Consider the following 19,626-nt stretch of genomic DNA (forward strand, 5'->3'; position numbering starts at 1 on the left):
AGAGGGACTTGAACCCTCACGTCCGTAAGAACACTAACACCTGAAGCTAGCGCGTCTACCAATTCCGCCACCTTCGCATACCCACAACACCGAAGTATTGTAACCACGGAGGCGCATTCTAGATGTTTTCTGCGCGTCGTCAACAGTTAATTTGGTGCCGCTTTTCTAATCGCTGTAAAAAGCGGCACTATGCGAAGAAAGCAGCGAGGTTAGCGCTTCTTCACTCCACGCATTACAACAGAGCGGTAAACTTTGAAACGGCCTGTTTGCGCGATAACTTCGTGGTTGCCGAAGGTTTCATCCAACACGTCCGGATACGCCAGGAAGGCGTTTGCCACGATACGCAATTCACCACCCATATTCAGATGACGAACCGCACCACGAATCAGCTGATGCGCGGCATCCAGGCTGGTTTGCAGGCCATCATGGAACGGCGGGTTGGAGATAATCATGTCGAAACGGCCATTCACTTCGGAATAGACGTTGCTGGCGATGACTTCGCCTTCGATTTCATTGGCGGCAAGCGTTGCGCGGCTTGCTGCAACGGCAGGGGCCGAAACATCACACAGAGTCAGACGGACTTTCGGAGAATGTTTCGCCAGCGTCACTGCCAGCACACCTGCGCCACAACCGACATCCAGCACTTTGCCTTTGGTATGCGGAGTGAGCGTGGAAAGCAGCAATTTACTGCCGGTGTCCAGGCCATCACGGCTAAACACGCCCGGCAGAGTTTTGATGGTCATATCGTTGTGCTGATACTCATCCCACCAGGAATGCTCATCAAACTGCGGTTGTTTTTCCAGTTGACCATGATAGAAGCCGCAACGACGCGCGCTGTCGATTTTATTGAGCGGGCAGAATTCGGCGAGCATTTGCTCAGCGCTACGTACACCGCTACGGTTTTCACCGACCACAAAAATATCGGAGCCAATCGGCATCAACGACAGAATGTTCATCAACTGGAACTGAGCTTCTGGCTTGTTCTTCGGCCAGTAGTAAATCAGGGTATCGCAATCGCCCAAGGTGCTGGCATCAGCCACCAGGCCATATTGCGCGTCTTCGCCCATCTGTGCGCTCAAAACCTGCCAGTGGTGATATTGTTGTGTGTGAACGCGACTGACAGCCGTTTCGAAACGGGCTGGCAGGTCGTCTTGTAAATCACCGGCAAACAGCACGCGGCTCTCGGTAAAATCATCGCTATGGCGCAGCAGCACTTCACTTGCCGGGGTTAACGCAGTCATCAAATTACTCCTGGGAAATCAGAACCGGGATTATACACTTCTTACTCGAAGTTGCAGCGGCGTTCACTGCACTCATTCACCCGAATCACTTACTCAAGTAAGCTCATCGGGATGACTTCGTTTGTTGCCTTGCTGCCACTCCGATTAATTCGTGTAATCGAGCTTTAATGGCGCATATTCGATGAATTTGCTATATTTGCGCCCCAATTGGCACTCTCAACAGGTTTCGCTATGCCTCAAATACCTTTGCGACGTGACTGGTTGTTACAACAACTGGGCATTACCCAATGGGAGCTGCGACGCCCGGCCGCGTTAAAGGGCGAAATTGCTGTCTCACTGCATGAAAACGTCAAATTATTGATGGTTGCCGAAGACCTTCCAGACTTAAGCGATCCGTTGGTTAACGATGTTTTGCGCAGTCTGAATCTGAGCGCACAGCAAGTGATGCAACTGACGCCTGAACGAGCCGCGATGCTGCCAACTGACAGCCGCTGTAATAGCTGGCGATTGGGTGTGAGTGAACAACTCCCCATTCCCGGTGCACAGTTGGCGACTCCCGAATTAAACGAGCTTTATGAAAATGGCGCGGCACGACAAGCGCTGTGGCAGCAAATTTGCGAACATGAAAACGATTTCTTCCCTCACCACCAGTGACTTGAGCTCGGCTTACGCCATTGAACTTCGCAGCCATGCTTTCCCATGGAGTGAAAAAACCTTCGCCAGTAACGAAGGTGAACGCTATTTGAATTTTCGTCTCGACGTAGACGGCAAAATGGCGGCGTTTGCGGTGACACAAGTCGTGTTGGATGAAGCGACATTATTTAATATTGCGGTCGATCCTGATTTTCAACGTCAGGGTTTGGGCCGTCAGTTGCTGGAGCATTTAATCAGCGAACTGGAAAAGCGTGATGTGTTTACCCTGTGGCTTGAAGTGCGCGCGTCAAATACGGCTGCGATTGCACTTTATGAAAGCCTGGGCTTTAACGAGGCGACGATTCGCCGCAACTATTACCCCACAAAAGAGGGTCGCGAAGATGCCATCATCATGGCATTACCGTTAGGCTAATTTGAAAAAGGTGTGTTGATGAACTGGGACTGGATTTTATTTGATGCTGACGAAACGTTGTTTACTTTTGACGCGTTCGGCGGCTTGCAGCGGATGTTTCTTGATTATAGCGTGACGTTTACCGCTGAAGATTTCCAGGATTACCAGGCTGTTAACAAACCTTTGTGGGTCGATTATCAGAACGGTGCCATAAGCGCTCTTCACTTACAGCATCAGCGTTTTCAGGGTTGGTCAGAAAGACTGGCAGTGCCTGCGGGCGATTTAAATGCCGCGTTTCTTAACGCCATGGCGGAGATTTGTGTGCCATTGCCGGGCGCGGTGTCGTTGCTTAATGCTCTAAAAGATAAAGTCAAAATCGGCATTATCACCAATGGCTTTACGGCGTTGCAGCAAATTCGCCTCGAGCGCACCGGCCTGCGCGACTACTTCGATTTGCTGGTGATTTCCGAGCAAGTCGGTGTCGCGAAACCTGATAGTAAAATTTTTGACTATACCTTTGAGCAAATGGGCCATCCACCGCGTGACCGCGTATTGATGGTTGGCGATACCGCCGAGTCCGATATTTTGGGCGGCATGAATGCAGGAATCGCCACCTGTTGGCTCAATGCTCACGCAAGAAGCTTGCCGGAAGGCATTATGCCAACCTGGGAAGTGGCCTCACTCAATGAACTGGAGCGATTGTTGTGTAATTCATGATTATCGACACCGATTGTTAAACCTGACCTGATGGGTAAAATAGCCGCCAGGTAATGTTCATTTGCCGCACAGCAACCTCTGTGCGCAATTCACAGAAGATTTCATTATGACTTTGTCTCCTTTTTTGCAAGAAGTGGGGAAACGCCGCACTTTTGCGATCATTTCTCACCCGGATGCCGGTAAAACGACCATCACTGAAAAAGTGTTGCTGTTCGGACACGCCATCCAAACCGCAGGTACGGTAAAAGGCCGTGGCTCCAGCCAGCATGCTAAATCTGACTGGATGGAAATGGAAAAGCAGCGTGGTATTTCGATTACCACATCGGTCATGCAATTCCCGTATCACGATTGCCTGGTTAACCTGCTCGATACCCCAGGGCACGAGGACTTCTCCGAAGATACCTATCGTACTCTGACCGCCGTCGACTGCTGTTTGATGGTTATCGACGCCGCGAAAGGTGTAGAAGATCGTACCCGTAAGCTGATGGAAGTTACCCGTCTGCGCGATACGCCAATCCTCACCTTTATGAACAAACTCGACCGCGATATCCGCGATCCGATGGAAGTGATGGACGAAGTTGAACGTGAGCTAAAAATCGCCTGTTCGCCAATCACCTGGCCAATCGGCTGCGGCAAATTGTTCAAAGGCGTTTATCACCTTTATAAAGACGAAACCTATCTCTACCAGACCGGTAAAGGTCACACCATTCAGGACGTGCGCATTGTTAAAGGGTTAAACAACCCTGATTTAGATGCCGCTGTCGGTGAAGATCTGGCCGCGCAATTGCGTGACGAACTGGAACTGGTTCAGGGTGCTTCCCACGAATTTGACCGTGAATTGTTCCTTGAAGGCGAGCTGACGCCGGTATTCTTCGGTACAGCATTGGGCAACTTTGGTGTTGACCATATGCTCGATGGCCTGGTTGATTGGGCGCCAGCACCAATGCCGCGTAAAACGGATTCCCGCGAAGTGAAAGCGGAAGAAGATAAGTTTACCGGCTTCGTATTTAAGATTCAGGCCAACATGGACCCGAAACACCGTGACCGCGTGGCATTTATGCGTGTGGTTTCCGGTAAATACGAAAAAGGCATGAAGCTGCGCCAGGTTCGTACCGGTAAAGATGTGGTGATTTCTGACGCGTTGACCTTTATGGCGGGTGATCGTTCTCACGTTGAAGAAGCGTATCCGGGCGACATCATCGGCTTGCACAACCACGGCACCATCCAGATTGGTGATACCTTCACGCAAGGCGAGATGATGAAGTTCACCGGTATTCCGAACTTCGCACCGGAACTGTTCCGCCGTATTCGTCTGCGTGATCCGCTCAAACAGAAGCAGTTGCTCAAAGGTCTGGTGCAGCTTTCTGAAGAAGGCGCGGTGCAGGTGTTCCGTCCAATCGCTAACAACGATCTGATTGTTGGCGCGGTCGGTGTGCTGCAGTTTGATGTGGTTGTGGCGCGTCTGAAAAGCGAATACAACGTGGAAGCGATTTACGAATCCGTCAACGTATCCACGGCGCGCTGGGTTGAAAGCACCGACGTGAAGAAGTTTGAAGAATTCAAACGGAAAAACGAAATGCAGTTGGCTCTCGATGGCGGCGACAACCTCGCTTATATCGCTCCAACCATGGTCAACCTGAACCTGACGCAAGATCGTTACCCGGAAGTGACCTTCCGTAAAACTCGCGAGCACTAATCGTCTCTCAGGGCGCGGCAGCCGTCGCGTCCTGCTACTTTTCCCATCTTATTAATCCCTTACGGATTGTTCTTAATTTCCTGCTTTTCCCTCATGTTCATCCCATTCCGCCATGCAATTCCGTGATTGTTGTCTATATTTAACAAACCAGTGACAAATTAGGTGGTCGAATATGCCGGGGTAACGAAGGTTTCTGGCAACTTCTTTCACAATGATTTTAATTGGCGTTATTAAAAACTGAACGGAAAATTTTTAGGCCGTATCACTTGGCCTGATGTTTAAGGAAAGCCGTTACGTAAAGGCTTGTGCTCAAATTGTGAGCAAAACTATAGGAATTAATCGATGACTATGACTACGACTAAGATTTCTAAAACTCTGTTAGCTGTTGTTCTTGGCTCAGTTCTGGCAAGCGGAAGCGCTTTTGCTGAAGACACTATGCTTAACAAGACAGAATCCACAGCGGACACAGCAGGCCAAAAAATTGATAGTTCTGTAAAAGACGTCGGTAATTTCATGGATGACAGCTCTATCACTGCGAAAGTGAAAGCCGCGCTGGTCGATCACGACAATATCAAAAGCACCGATATCTCAGTGAAAACCGACAAAAAAGTGGTGACGTTAAGTGGATTTGTCGAAAGCCAGGCTCAGGCTGAGCAGGCGGTAACTGTCGCTAAAGGCGTGGAAGGGGTTTCTTCCGTGAGCGACAAACTTCATGTCCGTAACGGGACTGACAAATCCGTAAGCGGTTATGCAGGCGATACTGCAACCACTAGCGAAATTAAAGCTAAACTTTTAGCAGATGACATCGTTCCTTCACGAAATGTGAAAGTGGAAACCACTGAAGGTGTTGTGCAACTGTCCGGTACTGTGGAATCGAATGCACAGTCTGCACGAGCTGAAAGTATCGCTAAAGCAGTTGATGGCGTGAAAAGCGTCAAAAACGACCTGAAAGTGAAGTAACAGTAATATCGAAACTTTCTCCTCCGGCGGCGCCGGGGGAGTAGGTCAGCAGCACCGTTACTCAAATATCGCCAATGAGTGCGCATCTGGCACTCATCCAGAAGCGATTCGGGTTCATTATGGTTAAGGAGAAGCTTATGTTTCGTTGGGGCATTATTTTTCTGGTCATTGCGTTGATTGCAGCAGCACTGGGTTTTGGTACTCTCGCGGGTACTGCGGCAGGTGCAGCAAAAATTGTCTTCGTGGTAGGTATTATTCTGTTCCTGGTTAGCCTGTTTATGGGTCGAAAGCGCCCATAGCGATTTTTACGTGCTATAACCATTAGAGACAGACCAGAGAGCCAGTCTAATTTAGACTGGCTCTCGCGTATTTGATCGACCAATAATAAATAACAAATATTCTTTAGATTAAGGAAGAGCAGGGTGGGACAGCGAATACCCGTAACGCTCGGCAACATTTCGCCGCTGGCGTTAAAAGCGTTTCGTCCCGGTAAACTCGCCATTGTTTGTGAAGGCGGCGGGCAACGTGGGATCTTTACAGCCGGCGTGCTGGACGAGTTTATGCGCGCTAATTTCAACCCCTTCGATCTCTTCTTAGGCACCTCAGCCGGTGCGCAAAACCTTTCAGCTTATGTCTGCAACCAGCCGGGTTACGCCAGAAGAGTCATTACCCGATTTACCACTACACGTGAATTTTTCGATCCTCTGCGCTTTGTGCGCGGCGGGCATCTCATCGATCTTGACTGGCTAGTGGAATCGACATCGGCAAAAATTCCCCTTTCAATGGGCACGGCGGAAAAACTGTTTGAATCGGGCAAAGCGTTTTACATGTGCGCCTGCCGCAGTGATGACTACTCGCCGGGCTACTTTTCGCCCAATAACACCAGCTGGCTAAATATCCTCAAAGCTTCAAGCGCTATCCCTGGTTTTTACCGCACCGGCGTCGAAATTGAAGGCATTGGCTACCAGGATGGCGGCATCAGCGATGCGATTCCGGTGCGTGAAGCGGTACGTTTGGGAGCCGACACGCTGGTGGTGATCCGCACCGTACCGTCGCAAATGTATTACACGCCTGAATGGTTTAAACGCATGGAGCGCTGGCTTGGCGACAGCAGCCTGCAACCGCTGCTCAATCTGGTGAATCATCATGAAGCCAGCTACCGCGAGATTCAGAGCTTTATTGAAAAGCCGCCGGGTAAGCTGCGCATCTTCGAAATTTACCCGCCGAAAGCGCTGATGAGCTCAGCGTTAGGGAGTCGCTTACCGGCGCTGAACACCGACTATAAAACGGGGCGTTTATGCGGGCGTTATTTCCTCGCCACCGTTGGCAAACTGCTCACGGATAAACCGCCGATAAAACGCCATCGCCCGCGCATTGTGGTGCCTGGCCCGCTGGTGGTTCCATCTGCGATTATCACGCAAGAGCCGTTGTCTAAAGCGGTGATTGAAACACCTGAAGCTAACGATTCAACGTTTAATAATGAGGATACGGCGTGACGATGACTTTTTACGACACCCATTGTCACTTCGATTTCCCGCCGTTTAGCGACGATGAAGCCAACAGCCTGGCGCTTGCTGCCCATGCTGGTGTTGAAAAGATCATTGTTCCCGCCATTGAAGCAGACCGGTTTAACACTGTTCTTGCGCTGGCAGAAAACTACCCTGCGCTGTACGCCGCGCTGGGTTTACACCCGATAGTTATTCATCAGCATAATGATTTGTCTCTGGCTTTGCTTGAACACCACTTACAGCAGCGCCCAAAAAAACTGGTCGCCATCGGTGAAATTGGCCTCGACCTGTATATGGAAAATCCGCTGTTTGATAAACAAGAAGCTATGCTGGATGCGCAGCTAAAACTGGCAAAACGTTACGACTTGCCGGTGATCCTCCATTCACGCCGTACCCACGATAAACTTGCCGCTCATCTCAAACGCCATGATTTGCCGCGCACGGGCGTGGTGCATGGCTTTGCAGGCAGCCTGCAACAGGCCGAACGGTTTGTGGCGCTGGGTTACAAAATTGGTGTGGGTGGAACGATAACGTACCCGCGTGCCAGCAAAACGCGTGACGTGATGGCGCGTTTGCCACTGAGCGCTTTGGTGCTGGAAACTGATGCTCCCGATATGCCAATTAATGGCTGGCAGGGGCAACCCAATCGCCCGGAACGTATCGCAGACATTTTTCAAACGCTTTGTACTCTACGTTCGGAACCTTCAGATATTCTGGCAAATGCTTTCATTCATAATTGTCATGAATTATTCCAACTGAAATAGTCAGTAACAAAATGTGACTTAGCTCACTATATAAGATAAACGTTTCTCTGGATTTGTAGAAATACGTGATTGCCATAGCATTTGGCAGGCGGGGTGACGTTATAATCCCGCCCGTTGTAGATTTTTAGCTTGGTTGTCTCTTTTCAAACAATACACAGGGATTCTGTATGCAACTACTCATGGGTTTGATCGGCATGATCGTTCTATTGCTGATCGCGGTTTTGCTTTCCAGTAATCGCAAAGCGATTAATCTGCGCACGGTTATTGGCGCCTGGATCATTCAAGTTGGTATCGGGGCGTTAATTCTGTATGTCCCGGTCGGCCGTAAAGTTCTGCTGGCGATGTCTGAAGGGGTCGCGAATGTTATCGGTTACGGTAACGCGGGTATTTCCTTCCTGTTCGGTGGCCTGGTTTCGGACAAAATGTTCGAAGTCTTTGGCGGCGGTGGTTTTGTTTTCGCACTGCGCGTTCTGCCAATTATCGTCTTCTTCTCCTCACTGATTGCGGTGCTGTATTACCTCGGCATCATGCAGTTTGTGATTCGTATTCTCGGCGGTGGTCTGCGTAAGATTCTGAAAACTTCGCGTACCGAATCTCTGTCGGCAACAGCGAATATCTTCGTTGGCCAGACCGAAGCTCCGCTGGTGGTTCGTCCTTATATCGCAACCATGACGCGTTCAGAATTGTTCGCGGTAATGTGCGGTGGCCTGGCATCTGTGGCGGGTTCTGTTCTGGCGGGTTACGCGCAAATGGGCGTACCACTGGAATACCTGATTGCCGCTTCCTTCATGGCAGCACCTGGCGGCTTACTGTTCGCCAAAATCATCCTGCCGGAAACTGAAACTCCCAACGATGCGCCTGAACTGGAATCAATGAAAAACGATCCAGACCGCCCGGCAAACGTGTTGGATGCAGCGGCATCTGGTGCAGCGTCTGGTATGCAACTGGCTCTGAACGTAGGCGCAATGCTGCTGGCGTTTGTGGCGTTGATTGCCTTGCTGAACGGTATGCTGTCTGGCATCGGCGGTTGGTTTAACTACCCGCAACTGTCTATGGAACTGATTCTGGGCTGGGTGTTCTCGCCTCTTGCGTGGGTTATCGGTGTGCCATGGAGCGAAGCGAATGTCGCGGGTTCCTTCATCGGCCAGAAACTGATCATCAACGAATTTGTTGCGTATCTGAACTTCGGCGAATACCTGAAAGATGATGCCACCGTTGCGGCGGCTGGCCTGCAAGTTCTGTCAGATCACACCAAAGCAATTATCTCCTTCGCCCTGTGTGGTTTTGCTAACCTTTCTTCTATCGCCATCCTGATTGGTGGCCTGGGAAGCATGGCGCCAAACCGTCGCCATGACATTGCACAGCTTGGCCTGAAGGCCGTAGCCGCAGGTACGTTATCGAACCTGATGAGTGCAACTATTGCCGGTGTCTTCCTGTCAATGTAATAAGGTGATGTTAAAATTATAACATCCCTGTGAAATCAATGGCTGGCGCCTGCGCCGGCCATTTTTTATTTTTGAAGCGCATTTTTACGTTATCCAACGTTGTTAAATCACATATACTGTACAAAGACTGTAATTTCACCTTTGGCTTTTGTGATGCTATACACAAAACCATCATCATTGTGAATGTTATAATTATAACATCGCAACTGATTCACTATCTTTTGTTGGAGAGTGTTATGACCGATTTAACTGCAAGCAGCTTGCGCGCCCTGAAACTGATGGACCTGACCACCCTGAACGACGATGACACTAATGAAAAAGTCATCGCACTTTGCCATCAGGCCAAAACAGCGGTGGGTAATACTGCGGCGATTTGTATTTATCCGCGCTTCATTCCTGTTGCGCGTAAAACCCTTAACGCGCAAGGCACGCCAGATGTGCGCATTGCGACCGTGACTAACTTCCCGCATGGCAATGACGATATCGACATCGCGCTGGCAGAAACCCGTGCAGCTATTGCTTACGGTGCCGACGAAGTTGACGTGGTGTTCCCGTACCGTGCGCTGATCGCCGGTAACGAGCAAGTGGGTTTTGAGCTGGTGAAAGCCTGTAAAGAAGCCTGTGCGGCGGCAAACGTTCTGCTGAAAGTGATCATCGAAACCGGCGAGCTGAAAGAAGAAGCGTTGATTCGTAAAGCGTCTGAAATCTCTATCAAAGCCGGTGCCGATTTCATCAAAACTTCTACCGGTAAAGTGCCGGTTAACGCTACGCCAGAAAGCGCTCGCATCATGATGGAAGTGATTCGTGATATGGGTGTTGAGAAAACCGTTGGTTTCAAACCTGCGGGCGGCGTGCGTACTGCTGAAGATGCCGCGCTGTTCCTGTCAATTGCAGACGAACTGTTTGGTGCTGACTGGGCTGATTCCCGTCACTACCGTTTTGGCGCATCCAGCCTGCTCGCGAGCCTGTTAAAAGCGCTCGGTCATGGTGACGGCAAAAGCGCAAGCGCTTACTAATTACTCGTCATACTTCAAGCTGCAGGTGCGTTGGCTGCGCTCTCTCACCCCAGTCACTTACTCGTGTAAGCTCCTGGGGATTCATTCCCTTGCCGCCTGCCTGCCACTCGAATTATTTTGAGTAATATTTATTCGCGGCGGGTTCCCCGCCGCATTTAACCTGATGAAATCAGGGGGTTACCTTGTTCCTCGCTCAAGAAATTATTCGTAAAAAACGTGATGGTCATGCTCTCAGCGATGAGGAAATTCGTTTCTTCATTAATGGTATTCGCGATAACACCATCTCCGAAGGGCAGATTGCCGCACTGGCAATGACCATTTTCTTCCACGACATGACTATGCCAGAACGCGTATCACTGACCATGGCGATGCGAGATTCAGGAACCGTGCTGGACTGGAAGAGCCTTAATCTGAACGGCCCAATCGTTGATAAACACTCAACGGGCGGTGTGGGTGATGTGACGTCCTTAATGCTCGGCCCAATGGTGGCGGCATGTGGCGGTTACATCCCAATGATCTCTGGCCGTGGTTTAGGCCATACCGGCGGTACGCTCGATAAACTCGAAGCGATCCCTGGTTTCGATATTTTCCCGGACGATAACCGTTTCCGCGACATCATCAAAAATGTCGGCGTGGCGATTATCGGCCAGACAAACTCGTTGGCTCCTGCTGACAAACGTTTCTACGCCACGCGTGACATTACCGCGACCGTAGATTCCATTCCGCTGATCACAGCGTCAATTCTGGCGAAGAAACTCGCCGAAGGCCTGGATGCGCTGGTGATGGACGTGAAAGTCGGCAGCGGCGCATTTATGCCAACGTATGAACTTTCTGAATTACTCGCCGAAGCGATTGTTGGCGTGGCGAACGGCGCGGGCGTGAAAACCACTGCGCTGCTGACTGACATGAACCAGGTGCTGGCTTCCAGCGCCGGTAACGCGGTTGAAGTGCGTGAAGCGGTGCAGTTCCTGACCGGTGAATACGTTAACCCGCGTCTGCATGAAGTCACCATGGCACTGTGCGTGGAAATGTTACTTTCCGGCAATCTGGCGAAAGATGACGCCGAAGCCCGCCAGAAACTGCAAGCGGTGCTGGATAACGGCAAAGCGGCAGAAGTCTTCGGACGCATGGTCGCGGCACAAAAAGGCCCGGCTGACTTCGTCGAAAACTACGCGAAGTACCTGCCAACAGCGGTGATGAGTAAAGCGGTTTACGCCGATCGTGCTGGTTTTGTTAGTGAAATGGACACCCGTGCGTTAGGCATGGCGGTGGTTTCCATGGGCGGCGGTCGTCGTCAGGCTTCTGACACCATCGATTACAGCGTGGGCTTTACCGATATGGCTCGCCTGGGCGACAGCGTAGATACCTCCCGTCCGTTAGCCATTATTCATGCAGCAAATGAAACCCAATGGCAGGAAGCCGCTCGCGCGGTGAAAGCGGCAATCAAAGTTAACGATACGAAGGCCGCAGAAACGCCTGTCGTGTATCGCCGTATTAGTTAAATGCTGGCATACTGATCTGATCACTTTTTGAAATGCCTCCGGGCGTTTCAGGCGCAACGACGCAGGAGAAATTATGAAACGTGCATTTATTATGGTGCTGGACTCTTTCGGTATCGGCGCAACAGAAGATGCAGAGAAATTTGGCGATGTTGGCTCTGATACCTTCGGCCATATTGCAGAGGCTTGTGCAAAAGGCGAAGCAGACAAAGGCCGTAAAGGGCCACTGCATTTGCCGAACCTGACCCGTTTGGGTCTGGTGAAAGCCGCCGAAGGTTCTACCGGTAAAATCCCGGCAGGTATGGACGGTAACGCAGAAGTTATCGGCGCATACGGCTGGGCGCATGAACTGTCATCAGGTAAAGATACTCCGTCTGGTCACTGGGAAATCGCCGGTGTGCCTGTGCTGTTCGACTGGGGTTACTTCTCTGATACCCAAAATAGCTTCCCGCAGGAGCTGTTGGACAAACTGGTTGAGCGCGCGAATCTGCCGGGTTATCTCGGTAACTGCCACTCTTCCGGTACCGTGATTCTGGATGAGCTGGGCGAAGAGCACATGAAAACCGGTAAGCCGATTTTCTATACCTCTGCTGACTCCGTGTTCCAGATTGCTTGCCACGAAGAAACCTACGGCCTGGATAAACTCTACGAACTGTGCGAAATCGCACGTGAAGAGCTGACCGAAGGCGGCTACAACATTGGCCGTGTTATCGCGCGTCCGTTTGTGGGCGACAAAGCCGGTAACTTCCAGCGTACCGGCAACCGCCACGACCTGGCCGTTGAACCGCCAGCGCCAACCGTGTTGAAAAAACTGGTTGATGAGAAAAATGGCCAGGTAGTTTCCGTCGGTAAAATTGCGGATATCTACGCAGAAGTGGGTATCACCAAAAAAGTGAAAGCGACAGGTCTGGACGCGCTGTTCGATGCCACCATTAAAGAAATGAAAGAAGCGGGCGACGACACCATCGTGTTCACCAACTTCGTTGATTTCGACTCATCATACGGCCACCGTCGTGATGTAGCGGGTTACGCTGCCGCGCTGGAACTGTTTGACCGTCGTCTGCCAGAACTGATGGAATTGCTGAGCGGGGATGACATTCTGATCCTCACCGCTGACCACGGTTGCGACCCAACCTGGCAAGGCACTGACCATACTCGCGAACACATTCCGGTGCTGGTCTACGGCCCGAAAGTGAAAGCCGGCTCGCTGGGCCACCGTGAAACCTTCGCGGATATCGGCCAGACAGTTGCGAAACACTTTGGTGTTTCTGATATGGACTACGGCAAAAACATGCTGTGATTTCGTCGGGCGGTGGAATCACCGCCCGCGCTGAACCTCTTAAAATAAGGAATAAAAAGATGGCAACGCCTCATATTAACGCTGAGATGGGTGATTTCGCTGACGTCGTACTGATGCCAGGGGACCCACTGCGTGCAAAGCACATTGCAGAAACTTTCCTCGAAGACGTACGTGAAGTAAACAACGTGCGCGGCATGTTGGGCTTCACCGGTACTTATAAAGGCCGCAAAATTTCCGTCATGGGTCACGGCATGGGCATCCCATCCTGCTCCATCTACACCAAAGAGCTGATCACTGACTTTGGCGTGAAGAAAATCATTCGTGTGGGTTCATGTGGCGCGGTACGTGCTGATGTGAAACTGCGTGACGTCGTTATCGGCATGGGCGCTTGCACCGACTCCAAAGTGAACCGTCTGCGTTTCAAAGACCACGACTTCGCGGCTATCGCTGACTTCGACATGGTTCGCAACGCGGTTGATGCGGCAAAAGCGCTGGGCGTTGACGCTCGCGTAGGCAACATCTTCTCCGCAGATCTGTTCTACACCCCAGACCCAACCATGTTCGATGTCATGGAAAAATACGGCATCCTGGGTGTGGAAATGGAAGCAGCGGGTATCTACGGCGTGGCAGCAGAATTCGGCGCGAAAGCACTGACCATTTGCACCGTGTCTGACCATATCCGTACTCACGAGCAGACCACGGCTGAAGAGCGCCAGACCACCTTTAACGACATGATCAAGATTGCTCTTGAATCTGTGTTACTGGGCGACAAAGAGTAAGAATTTAAAAGGGTGCTTCGGCACCCTTTATCCTTCAAAGTATCTATTCACCTTTCCCCCCACTTTATTTTTATCCGCTTTACCTTTCAAATATATAGCGCTATAAATCTATTCAAGTATCTATTCACGAATCTATTCATATGAGCGCGTTGACTGATTTACTCCTGCACGGGCCACAAACTGCAAACGCATTGCGGCAACGTTTGGGTGTCAGCCAGGCGACTTTTTCACGTCTTGTGAATGCGGAAAGTCATGTGATTAAAGCTGGGGCTGCCAGAGCGACACGTTATGCTTTGCTCAGGCCTGTGCGTCAGATTCGGCATTTTCCGTTATGGCAAATTGATGACTCAGGGAAAGCATGGCGCTTTGGTGAGTTGTATCCCATTTGGCCGCAGGGCAGTTGCCTGGTGATCCTGAATAATGGCACCGCGCAGTGGTTTGACGGTGTTCCGTGGTATTTAACCGACCTTCGCCCACAGGGCTTTCTGGGCCGGGCGTGGGGAAGGCGGCTGGCGCAGCAAGCCGGTCTTCCTGAAGATATTCGCCTATGGCAAGAAGAAGATGTCCTGCTGGCTTTGTCGCAGCAGCCATCAGAAAATCTTGGCGGTTGGTTAGTGGGCGAGGAGAGTTATCGCCGCTGGTTTGATACGCCATTGCTACAGGCCATTACTGAGGCGGATAAATTATCCGTTTATAGTGAACTGGCGAGTAGCGCGCTGGCGGGTGACATTGTGGGATCGTCAGCGGGTGGAGAGCAGCCAAAATTTACCTGCTACGCACAAACTGCTGATGGCCCGGCGCACGTCATCGTCAAATTTACCCCGCCGCTGAATAATGAAAACAGCCAGCGATGGGCTGATTTACTGCAAGCGGAAGCCATTGCGCTCAACATTCTTAGCGAGGCCCAGTTCCCCGCATCCAAAGCCAGAACACTCGTCGCTGAAACCCGGCAAACGTTCCTTGAAGTGGTTCGTTTTGACTGCGTAGGCGCGCAAGGCCGCAAGGGAATTGTTTCTCTGGAAGCGGTGCAAAGTGAATATGCTAGCGGGCCACAGAACTGGCCGACAGTGATGGCGGAGTTGCTTTCTCAGAAAGCTGTTGAGCCTGCGACATTGCGTCTGACTCAGTGTATCTGGGCGTTTGGGCGGCTGATTGCGAACAGCGATATGCACGCAGGGAATCTGTCTTTCTATCTTTCCGATATGCCGCTGAAATTAGCGCCGGTCTACGACATGCTGCCTATGGCTTTTGCGCCGAACAGTGCCGGGAGCATGCGCAGGGAGCCGATAGCACCACAAATTGATCCGATTGTCCCACAAGAAGTTTGGTTGGAGATGCTGCCGTTGGCGCGCCGATTCTGGCTTGAGGCAAGCCAGAATCAGGGAATAAGCGAAAGTTTCCGCGAACTGAGTTGTGCGATGGCATCTGAACTGGATGCGGTTGAAGCCAGCGTCAAGCGCCTTGCTTAACGCACCGTCTGCGCAATCCACGCACTTAATTCACGCAGTTCCATTTCTTGCTCGGGGAAATCGGCAATCAGCGTTTCGCACTGTTGTTGCAGCATGTCGCTTCGATACACACAACCCTGCAAACGGGCAGCCAGTGCTTCCAGGGGCGCTGGATTCAGGCTGTCGGTGAAAATCTGCGTGCGGGTGATATGGCCTTTTTCGACATCGAAATGCAGTTCAACATCGCCCCAGGTAAAGCGTTGATCTAACAGATGACTAAACGCAGGAGCCTGGCCGAAGTTCCATTCCCAACTGCTTTGGCGGGCAAAGGTTTCGGCAAAACCCGGTAAGTCGGGCAGGGCGTCTGGTGAGATGTGTTCCGCTTCCACGCGTTCGCCGTAGTAATCAAAGAAGGATTCGCGCACCGCATCACAAATTTGTTCATGAGTCAGGCCTGGCAAGATGTCGCTCAGGTTAGTCACACGCCCACGAACTGAAGTAATTCCTTTGGCTTGTAGCTTTTTCTCATCGGGATTCAGGTAATTTGCCAGGCGGCTTAAATCTGCATTGAGCAGCAAAGTGCCGTGGTGGAAACCGCGATCCATGGTTTCTTTATAAGCCGAACCAGAAACTTTACGCGCGCCTTCAGGCGTCGCCACTTCCAAATCGTTGCGCCCGGAAGCTGTCGCATTGATGCCCAGAGAGTTAAGCGCATTCACCACAATCGCCGTGGAAACGCTTTTGTCGTACTCGGGTTTGCCAGCCATAAACGTGAAACAGGTGTTGCCCAGATCGTGGAACACCGCGCCACCACCGCTGCTGCGCCTCGCCAACCGCACGTTGTCCTCTTCCATACGGCGAGTGTTGCACTCTTTCCATGGGTTTTGCGCCCGGCCTATGACCACCGTATCTGCATTGCGCCACAAAAAAAGGACGCGCTGCGTGGCGGGCATCTGGCGGAAAATACACTCTTCCACGGCGAGGTTGAACCACGGATCGTAGGAGTCGGAAATCAGTAGCCGTAACGTGTTCATCGCAGAATTCCTTTCTCAGGGTTTGTTGGCACTCTGTTCTTCTTCATCTTCTTTCACTTCGGCATTCGCCGTAAGAAGGAAAGGCGACTGCTGCCAGCGAGTGCGTTTGCCTTGCAAAAGTGTACGCGTCAGCACGATGCCAATTGCCAGCGCCAGCAGCATCATCAGACGCAAAATATTGGTGGTGTTATCCACCTGCTTGGCTTCGGTCGCGAGAGTGTGCGTATCGAGCGTGATACGCAGATAGCCAACCGGGCCATCTTTATCTTCAATGGGTTGCACGATTTGCTGATTGAAATAGCTGCCCGCTTTTTTACCATCCAGCGCTAGTCTGTCGCGCACGCCGATTCCTTCACCGGCACGGGCGATTTGGTCGCCGTCATCGTCATAAACTCCCGCGTCCAGAATGCGGCTGTCCTGAGTGAGTAACGTCAGAACGGCGGAGATCTTTTTTTCATCCGGGTTTTCAGATTTCATCAGCGGCGTCAGGTTATAACTCACCTGGCGCGCCAGCGTTCTTGCCAGCTCTTCAAGCTGCACATTACGCGCTTGCTGATGCCCCTGGCTAAACCACGATGCTCCCTGCATCAGCGCGACTAAAAGTGCGAGGCAGATAAGCACAATCACTGCACGATGCAGCCTGAATTTCATTTTTGCCCGAGCCATAATGCACCTTAGAAAAATTGCCGGTTTTACTGCGCACTTTAATGTTGCCAGAAGCCGCACTGACAAGGTAGCCTCATGCGATCTTTTACTCTGGCCTTTATCTTTTTTCTGGAGCTGTGATGCCAAATAGTCTGACTTGGTGCGACCTGCCGACCGATGTCTCTCTCTGGCCTGGGTTGCCACTATCGTTAAGTGGTGATGAAGTTATGCCACTCGATTACCGTGCTGGCCGTAGCGGCTGGCTTCTGTATGGTCGGAATCTGGATAAACAGTGCCTGAATCGCTACCAACGTAAGCTGGGCGCGGCGATGGTGATTGTGACCGCGTGGTGTGTTGAAGACTATCAGGTTATCCGCCTGGCGGGTTCATTAACACCTCGAGCCACCAAACTGGCCCACGAAGCCGGGCTGGACGTCGCGCCGCTGGGTAAAATCCCACATCTGCGCACGCCAGGCCTGTTGGTGATGGATATGGACTCCACCGCCATCCAAATCGAATGTATCGATGAGATTGCTAAACTGGCGGGAACCGGCGAAATGGTAGCCGAAGTTACCGAACGTGCGATGCGTGGCGAGTTGGATTTTGCCGCCAGCCTGAAACAACGCGTGGGAACCCTCAAAGGAGCGAATGCTTCGATTCTGCGCCAGGTGCGTGATGAATTGCCGTTGATGCCTGGGCTGCCTTCGCTGGTGCTGAAGCTGCAATCACTGGGCTGGAAAGTCGCGATTGCGTCCGGCGGTTTCACCTTCTTTGCCGAATATCTGCGTGACAAACTGCATCTGGATGCGGTGGTGGCGAACGAGCTGGAAATTTGCGATGGCAAGCTGACCGGTGAAGTGATTGGTCAAATTGTCGATGCGCAGTTCAAAGCCGTGACGCTCCAGCGTCTGGCGGATAAATATGAAATTCCTACGGCGCAAACTGTTGCCATCGGTGACGGAGCCAATGATTTACCGATGATTCAGTCGGCTGGCCTGGGCATCGCTTATCACGCAAAACCTAAAGTAAATGAGAAAACAGAAATCACCATCCGTCACGCTGACCTGATGGGCGTATTCTGTATTCTTTCAGGCAGTCTTATCCAGGAAGAACGCTAATGGCGAAAGCTCCGAAACGCGCATTTGTCTGTAATGAATGCGGTGCAGATTATCCTCGCTGGCAGGGGCAATGCAGCGCCTGTCACGCCTGGAACACGATCACCGAGGTGCGCATTGCCGCGTCTCCGACCGTTGCGCGTAACGAGCGTTTGTCCGGTTATGCTGGCAGTGCTGGCGTCAGTAAAGTCCAAAAACTTTCCGATATCAGCCTTGAAGAACTGCCGCGTTTTTCCACTGGTTTCAAAGAGTTTGACCGCGTGTTAGGCGGCGGCGTGGTGCCGGGTAGCGCGATTCTGATTGGCGGTAACCCGGGCGCGGGTAAATCTACATTGCTGCTGCAAACGTTGTGCAAACTCAGCGAACAGATGAAAACGCTGTACGTCACGGGTGAGGAATCCCTTCAACAAGTGGCGATGCGCGCCCACCGTTTGGGTTTGCCGACCAATAACCTGAACATGCTTTCGGAAACCGGCATCGAGCAAATTTGCATGATTGCTGAAGAAGAAGCGCCGAAGCTGATGGTTATCGACTCCATACAGGTGATGCACATGGCGGATGTTCAGTCATCGCCGGGCAGCGTGGCGCAGGTGCGTGAGTCAGCCGCTTACCTGACGCGCTTTGCTAAAACGCGCGGCGTGGCGATTATCATGGTTGGGCACGTCACCAAAGACGGTTCGCTTGCCGGGCCAAAAGTGCTCGAACACTGTATCGACTGCTCGGTGATGCTCGACGGCGATGCCGATTCCCGCTTCCGCACCTTGCGCAGCCATAAAAACCGTTTTGGTGCGGTGAATGAGCTGGGCGTATTCGCCATGACGGAACAAGGTTTGCGCGAAGTGAGTAACCCTTCCGCCATCTTCCTGAGCCGTGGTGATGAAGTGACGCCCGGCAGTTCGGTGATGGTAGTTTGGGAAGGCACGCGTCCGTTACTGGTAGAGATTCAGGCGCTGGTGGATCAATCCATGATGTCGAATCCGCGCCGGGTTGCGGTGGGCCTTGAGCAAAATCGTCTCGCTATTTTGCTCGCTGTTTTACACCGTCACGGCGGTTTGCAAATGGCGGATCAGGATGTGTTTGTTAACGTGGTCGGCGGCGTGAAAGTCAGCGAAACCAGTGCCGATTTAGCATTGTTACTGGCGATGGTTTCCAGCCTGCGAAATCGCGCTTTGCCGCAGGATTTAGTGGTGTTTGGTGAAGTGGGGCTGGCTGGCGAGATTCGCCCGGTGCCAAGCGGCCAGGAGCGTATTTCAGAAGCGGCAAAACACGGCTTTAAACGCGCCATTGTTCCGCAGGCGAACGTGCCAAAAAAACTACCGGAAGGGATGCAGGTGTTCGGTGTGAAAAAACTGGCCGATGCGCTGTCGGTGTTTGACGACTTACAAGACTTATAATTGAATATTCGCCCAATTTT

The 19,626-nt window shown here is 51.7% G+C and carries 19 protein-coding genes; 16 read left to right on the forward strand and 3 right to left on the reverse strand.

Annotated features, from left to right (window positions below):
• Window positions 1–209: 209 nt before the first annotated feature.
• Complete coding sequence (rsmC, locus tag D6029_RS10765; protein ID WP_120064755.1) at window positions 210–1,241, reverse strand: 16S rRNA (guanine(1207)-N(2))-methyltransferase RsmC; 1,032 nt, start codon at window positions 1,239–1,241, stop codon at window positions 210–212.
• 231 nt (window positions 1,242–1,472) lie between these two features.
• On the opposite strand from rsmC, the gene D6029_RS10770 reads away from it, so the two are divergent.
• The 14 genes from D6029_RS10770 (at window position 1,473) to yjjJ (ending at window position 15,439) form a co-directional block, all read left to right on the forward strand.
• On the forward strand, window positions 1,473–1,895 hold the full coding sequence (locus D6029_RS10770) for a DNA polymerase III subunit psi (protein ID WP_418230258.1): 423 nt from the start codon (window positions 1,473–1,475) through the stop codon (window positions 1,893–1,895).
• Window positions 1,864–2,307: a ribosomal protein S18-alanine N-acetyltransferase gene (rimI, locus tag D6029_RS10775; protein ID WP_120064756.1), complete on the forward strand. Its 444-nt coding sequence runs from the start codon at window positions 1,864–1,866 to the stop codon at window positions 2,305–2,307. Before D6029_RS10770 ends, rimI begins: the two co-directional genes overlap by 32 nt.
• 18 nt (window positions 2,308–2,325) lie before the next feature.
• Window positions 2,326–3,003, forward strand: coding sequence for a pyrimidine 5'-nucleotidase (gene yjjG / locus D6029_RS10780; RefSeq protein WP_120064757.1), 678 nt, complete (start codon window positions 2,326–2,328; stop codon window positions 3,001–3,003).
• A gap of 106 nt (window positions 3,004–3,109) precedes the next feature.
• Window positions 3,110–4,699, forward strand: a complete 1,590-nt coding sequence (gene prfC, locus D6029_RS10785; protein WP_120064758.1) for a peptide chain release factor 3 — start codon at window positions 3,110–3,112, stop codon at window positions 4,697–4,699.
• Between the two features lie 342 nt (window positions 4,700–5,041).
• Window positions 5,042–5,659, forward strand: coding sequence for a molecular chaperone OsmY (gene osmY, locus D6029_RS10790; RefSeq protein WP_120064759.1), 618 nt, complete (start codon window positions 5,042–5,044; stop codon window positions 5,657–5,659).
• A 137-nt stretch (window positions 5,660–5,796) separates the two neighbouring features.
• Window positions 5,797–5,958 (forward strand): DUF1328 domain-containing protein, encoded by a 162-nt coding sequence (locus D6029_RS10795; protein WP_064513877.1) that lies wholly within the window; start codon window positions 5,797–5,799, stop codon window positions 5,956–5,958.
• A 123-nt stretch (window positions 5,959–6,081) separates the two neighbouring features.
• Window positions 6,082–7,155, forward strand: a complete 1,074-nt coding sequence (locus D6029_RS10800) for a patatin-like phospholipase family protein (protein WP_120064760.1) — start codon at window positions 6,082–6,084, stop codon at window positions 7,153–7,155.
• Entirely contained in the window at window positions 7,152–7,931 is a 780-nt protein-coding gene (locus tag D6029_RS10805; protein ID WP_120064761.1) for a TatD family hydrolase, read from the forward strand. The genes D6029_RS10800 and D6029_RS10805 overlap by 4 nt, the downstream gene beginning before the upstream one ends.
• A 167-nt stretch (window positions 7,932–8,098) precedes the next feature.
• Window positions 8,099–9,376, forward strand: coding sequence for a NupC/NupG family nucleoside CNT transporter (locus tag D6029_RS10810; protein WP_120064762.1), 1,278 nt, complete (start codon window positions 8,099–8,101; stop codon window positions 9,374–9,376).
• A gap of 236 nt (window positions 9,377–9,612) precedes the next feature.
• Window positions 9,613–10,392 (forward strand): deoxyribose-phosphate aldolase, encoded by a 780-nt coding sequence (gene deoC, locus D6029_RS10815; RefSeq protein ID WP_120064934.1) that lies wholly within the window; start codon window positions 9,613–9,615, stop codon window positions 10,390–10,392.
• 182 nt (window positions 10,393–10,574) lie between these two features.
• Window positions 10,575–11,894, forward strand: a complete 1,320-nt coding sequence (gene deoA / locus D6029_RS10820) for a thymidine phosphorylase (RefSeq protein WP_120064763.1) — start codon at window positions 10,575–10,577, stop codon at window positions 11,892–11,894.
• 73 nt (window positions 11,895–11,967) lie between these two features.
• The gene (gene deoB, locus D6029_RS10825; protein ID WP_120064764.1) at window positions 11,968–13,191 is read left to right on the forward strand and encodes a phosphopentomutase; all 1,224 of its coding nucleotides are present in this window, start codon (window positions 11,968–11,970) and stop codon (window positions 13,189–13,191) included.
• Between the two features lie 59 nt (window positions 13,192–13,250).
• Window positions 13,251–13,970: a purine-nucleoside phosphorylase gene (gene deoD, locus D6029_RS10830; protein WP_034459469.1), complete on the forward strand. Its 720-nt coding sequence runs from the start codon at window positions 13,251–13,253 to the stop codon at window positions 13,968–13,970.
• 140 nt (window positions 13,971–14,110) lie between these two features.
• Window positions 14,111–15,439, forward strand: coding sequence for a type II toxin-antitoxin system HipA family toxin YjjJ (gene yjjJ / locus D6029_RS10835; protein ID WP_120064765.1), 1,329 nt, complete (start codon window positions 14,111–14,113; stop codon window positions 15,437–15,439).
• On the opposite strand, the gene lplA is transcribed toward yjjJ, so the two are convergent.
• Window positions 15,436–16,452 carry a lipoate--protein ligase LplA gene (gene lplA, locus D6029_RS10840; protein ID WP_120064766.1) on the reverse strand — a complete coding sequence of 339 codons (1,017 nt, stop codon included), beginning with the start codon at window positions 16,450–16,452 and terminating at the stop codon, window positions 15,436–15,438. The two genes, yjjJ and lplA, sit on opposite strands and share 4 nt — an antisense overlap.
• Before the next feature lie 15 nt (window positions 16,453–16,467).
• Window positions 16,468–17,118: a YtjB family periplasmic protein gene (locus D6029_RS10845; RefSeq protein WP_120064767.1), complete on the reverse strand. Its 651-nt coding sequence runs from the start codon at window positions 17,116–17,118 to the stop codon at window positions 16,468–16,470.
• 119 nt (window positions 17,119–17,237) lie between these two features.
• On the opposite strand from D6029_RS10845, the gene serB reads away from it, so the two are divergent.
• On the forward strand, window positions 17,238–18,215 hold the full coding sequence (gene serB, locus D6029_RS10850) for a phosphoserine phosphatase (RefSeq protein ID WP_120064768.1): 978 nt from the start codon (window positions 17,238–17,240) through the stop codon (window positions 18,213–18,215).
• On the forward strand, window positions 18,215–19,606 hold the full coding sequence (gene radA / locus D6029_RS10855) for a DNA repair protein RadA (RefSeq protein ID WP_120064769.1): 1,392 nt from the start codon (window positions 18,215–18,217) through the stop codon (window positions 19,604–19,606). The genes serB and radA overlap by 1 nt, the downstream gene beginning before the upstream one ends.
• The last annotated feature ends 20 nt before the right edge of the window (window positions 19,607–19,626 follow it).

It is taken from the genome of Buttiauxella izardii (assembly GCF_003601925.1).
GTDB classification, from domain to species: domain Bacteria; phylum Pseudomonadota; class Gammaproteobacteria; order Enterobacterales; family Enterobacteriaceae; genus Buttiauxella; species Buttiauxella izardii.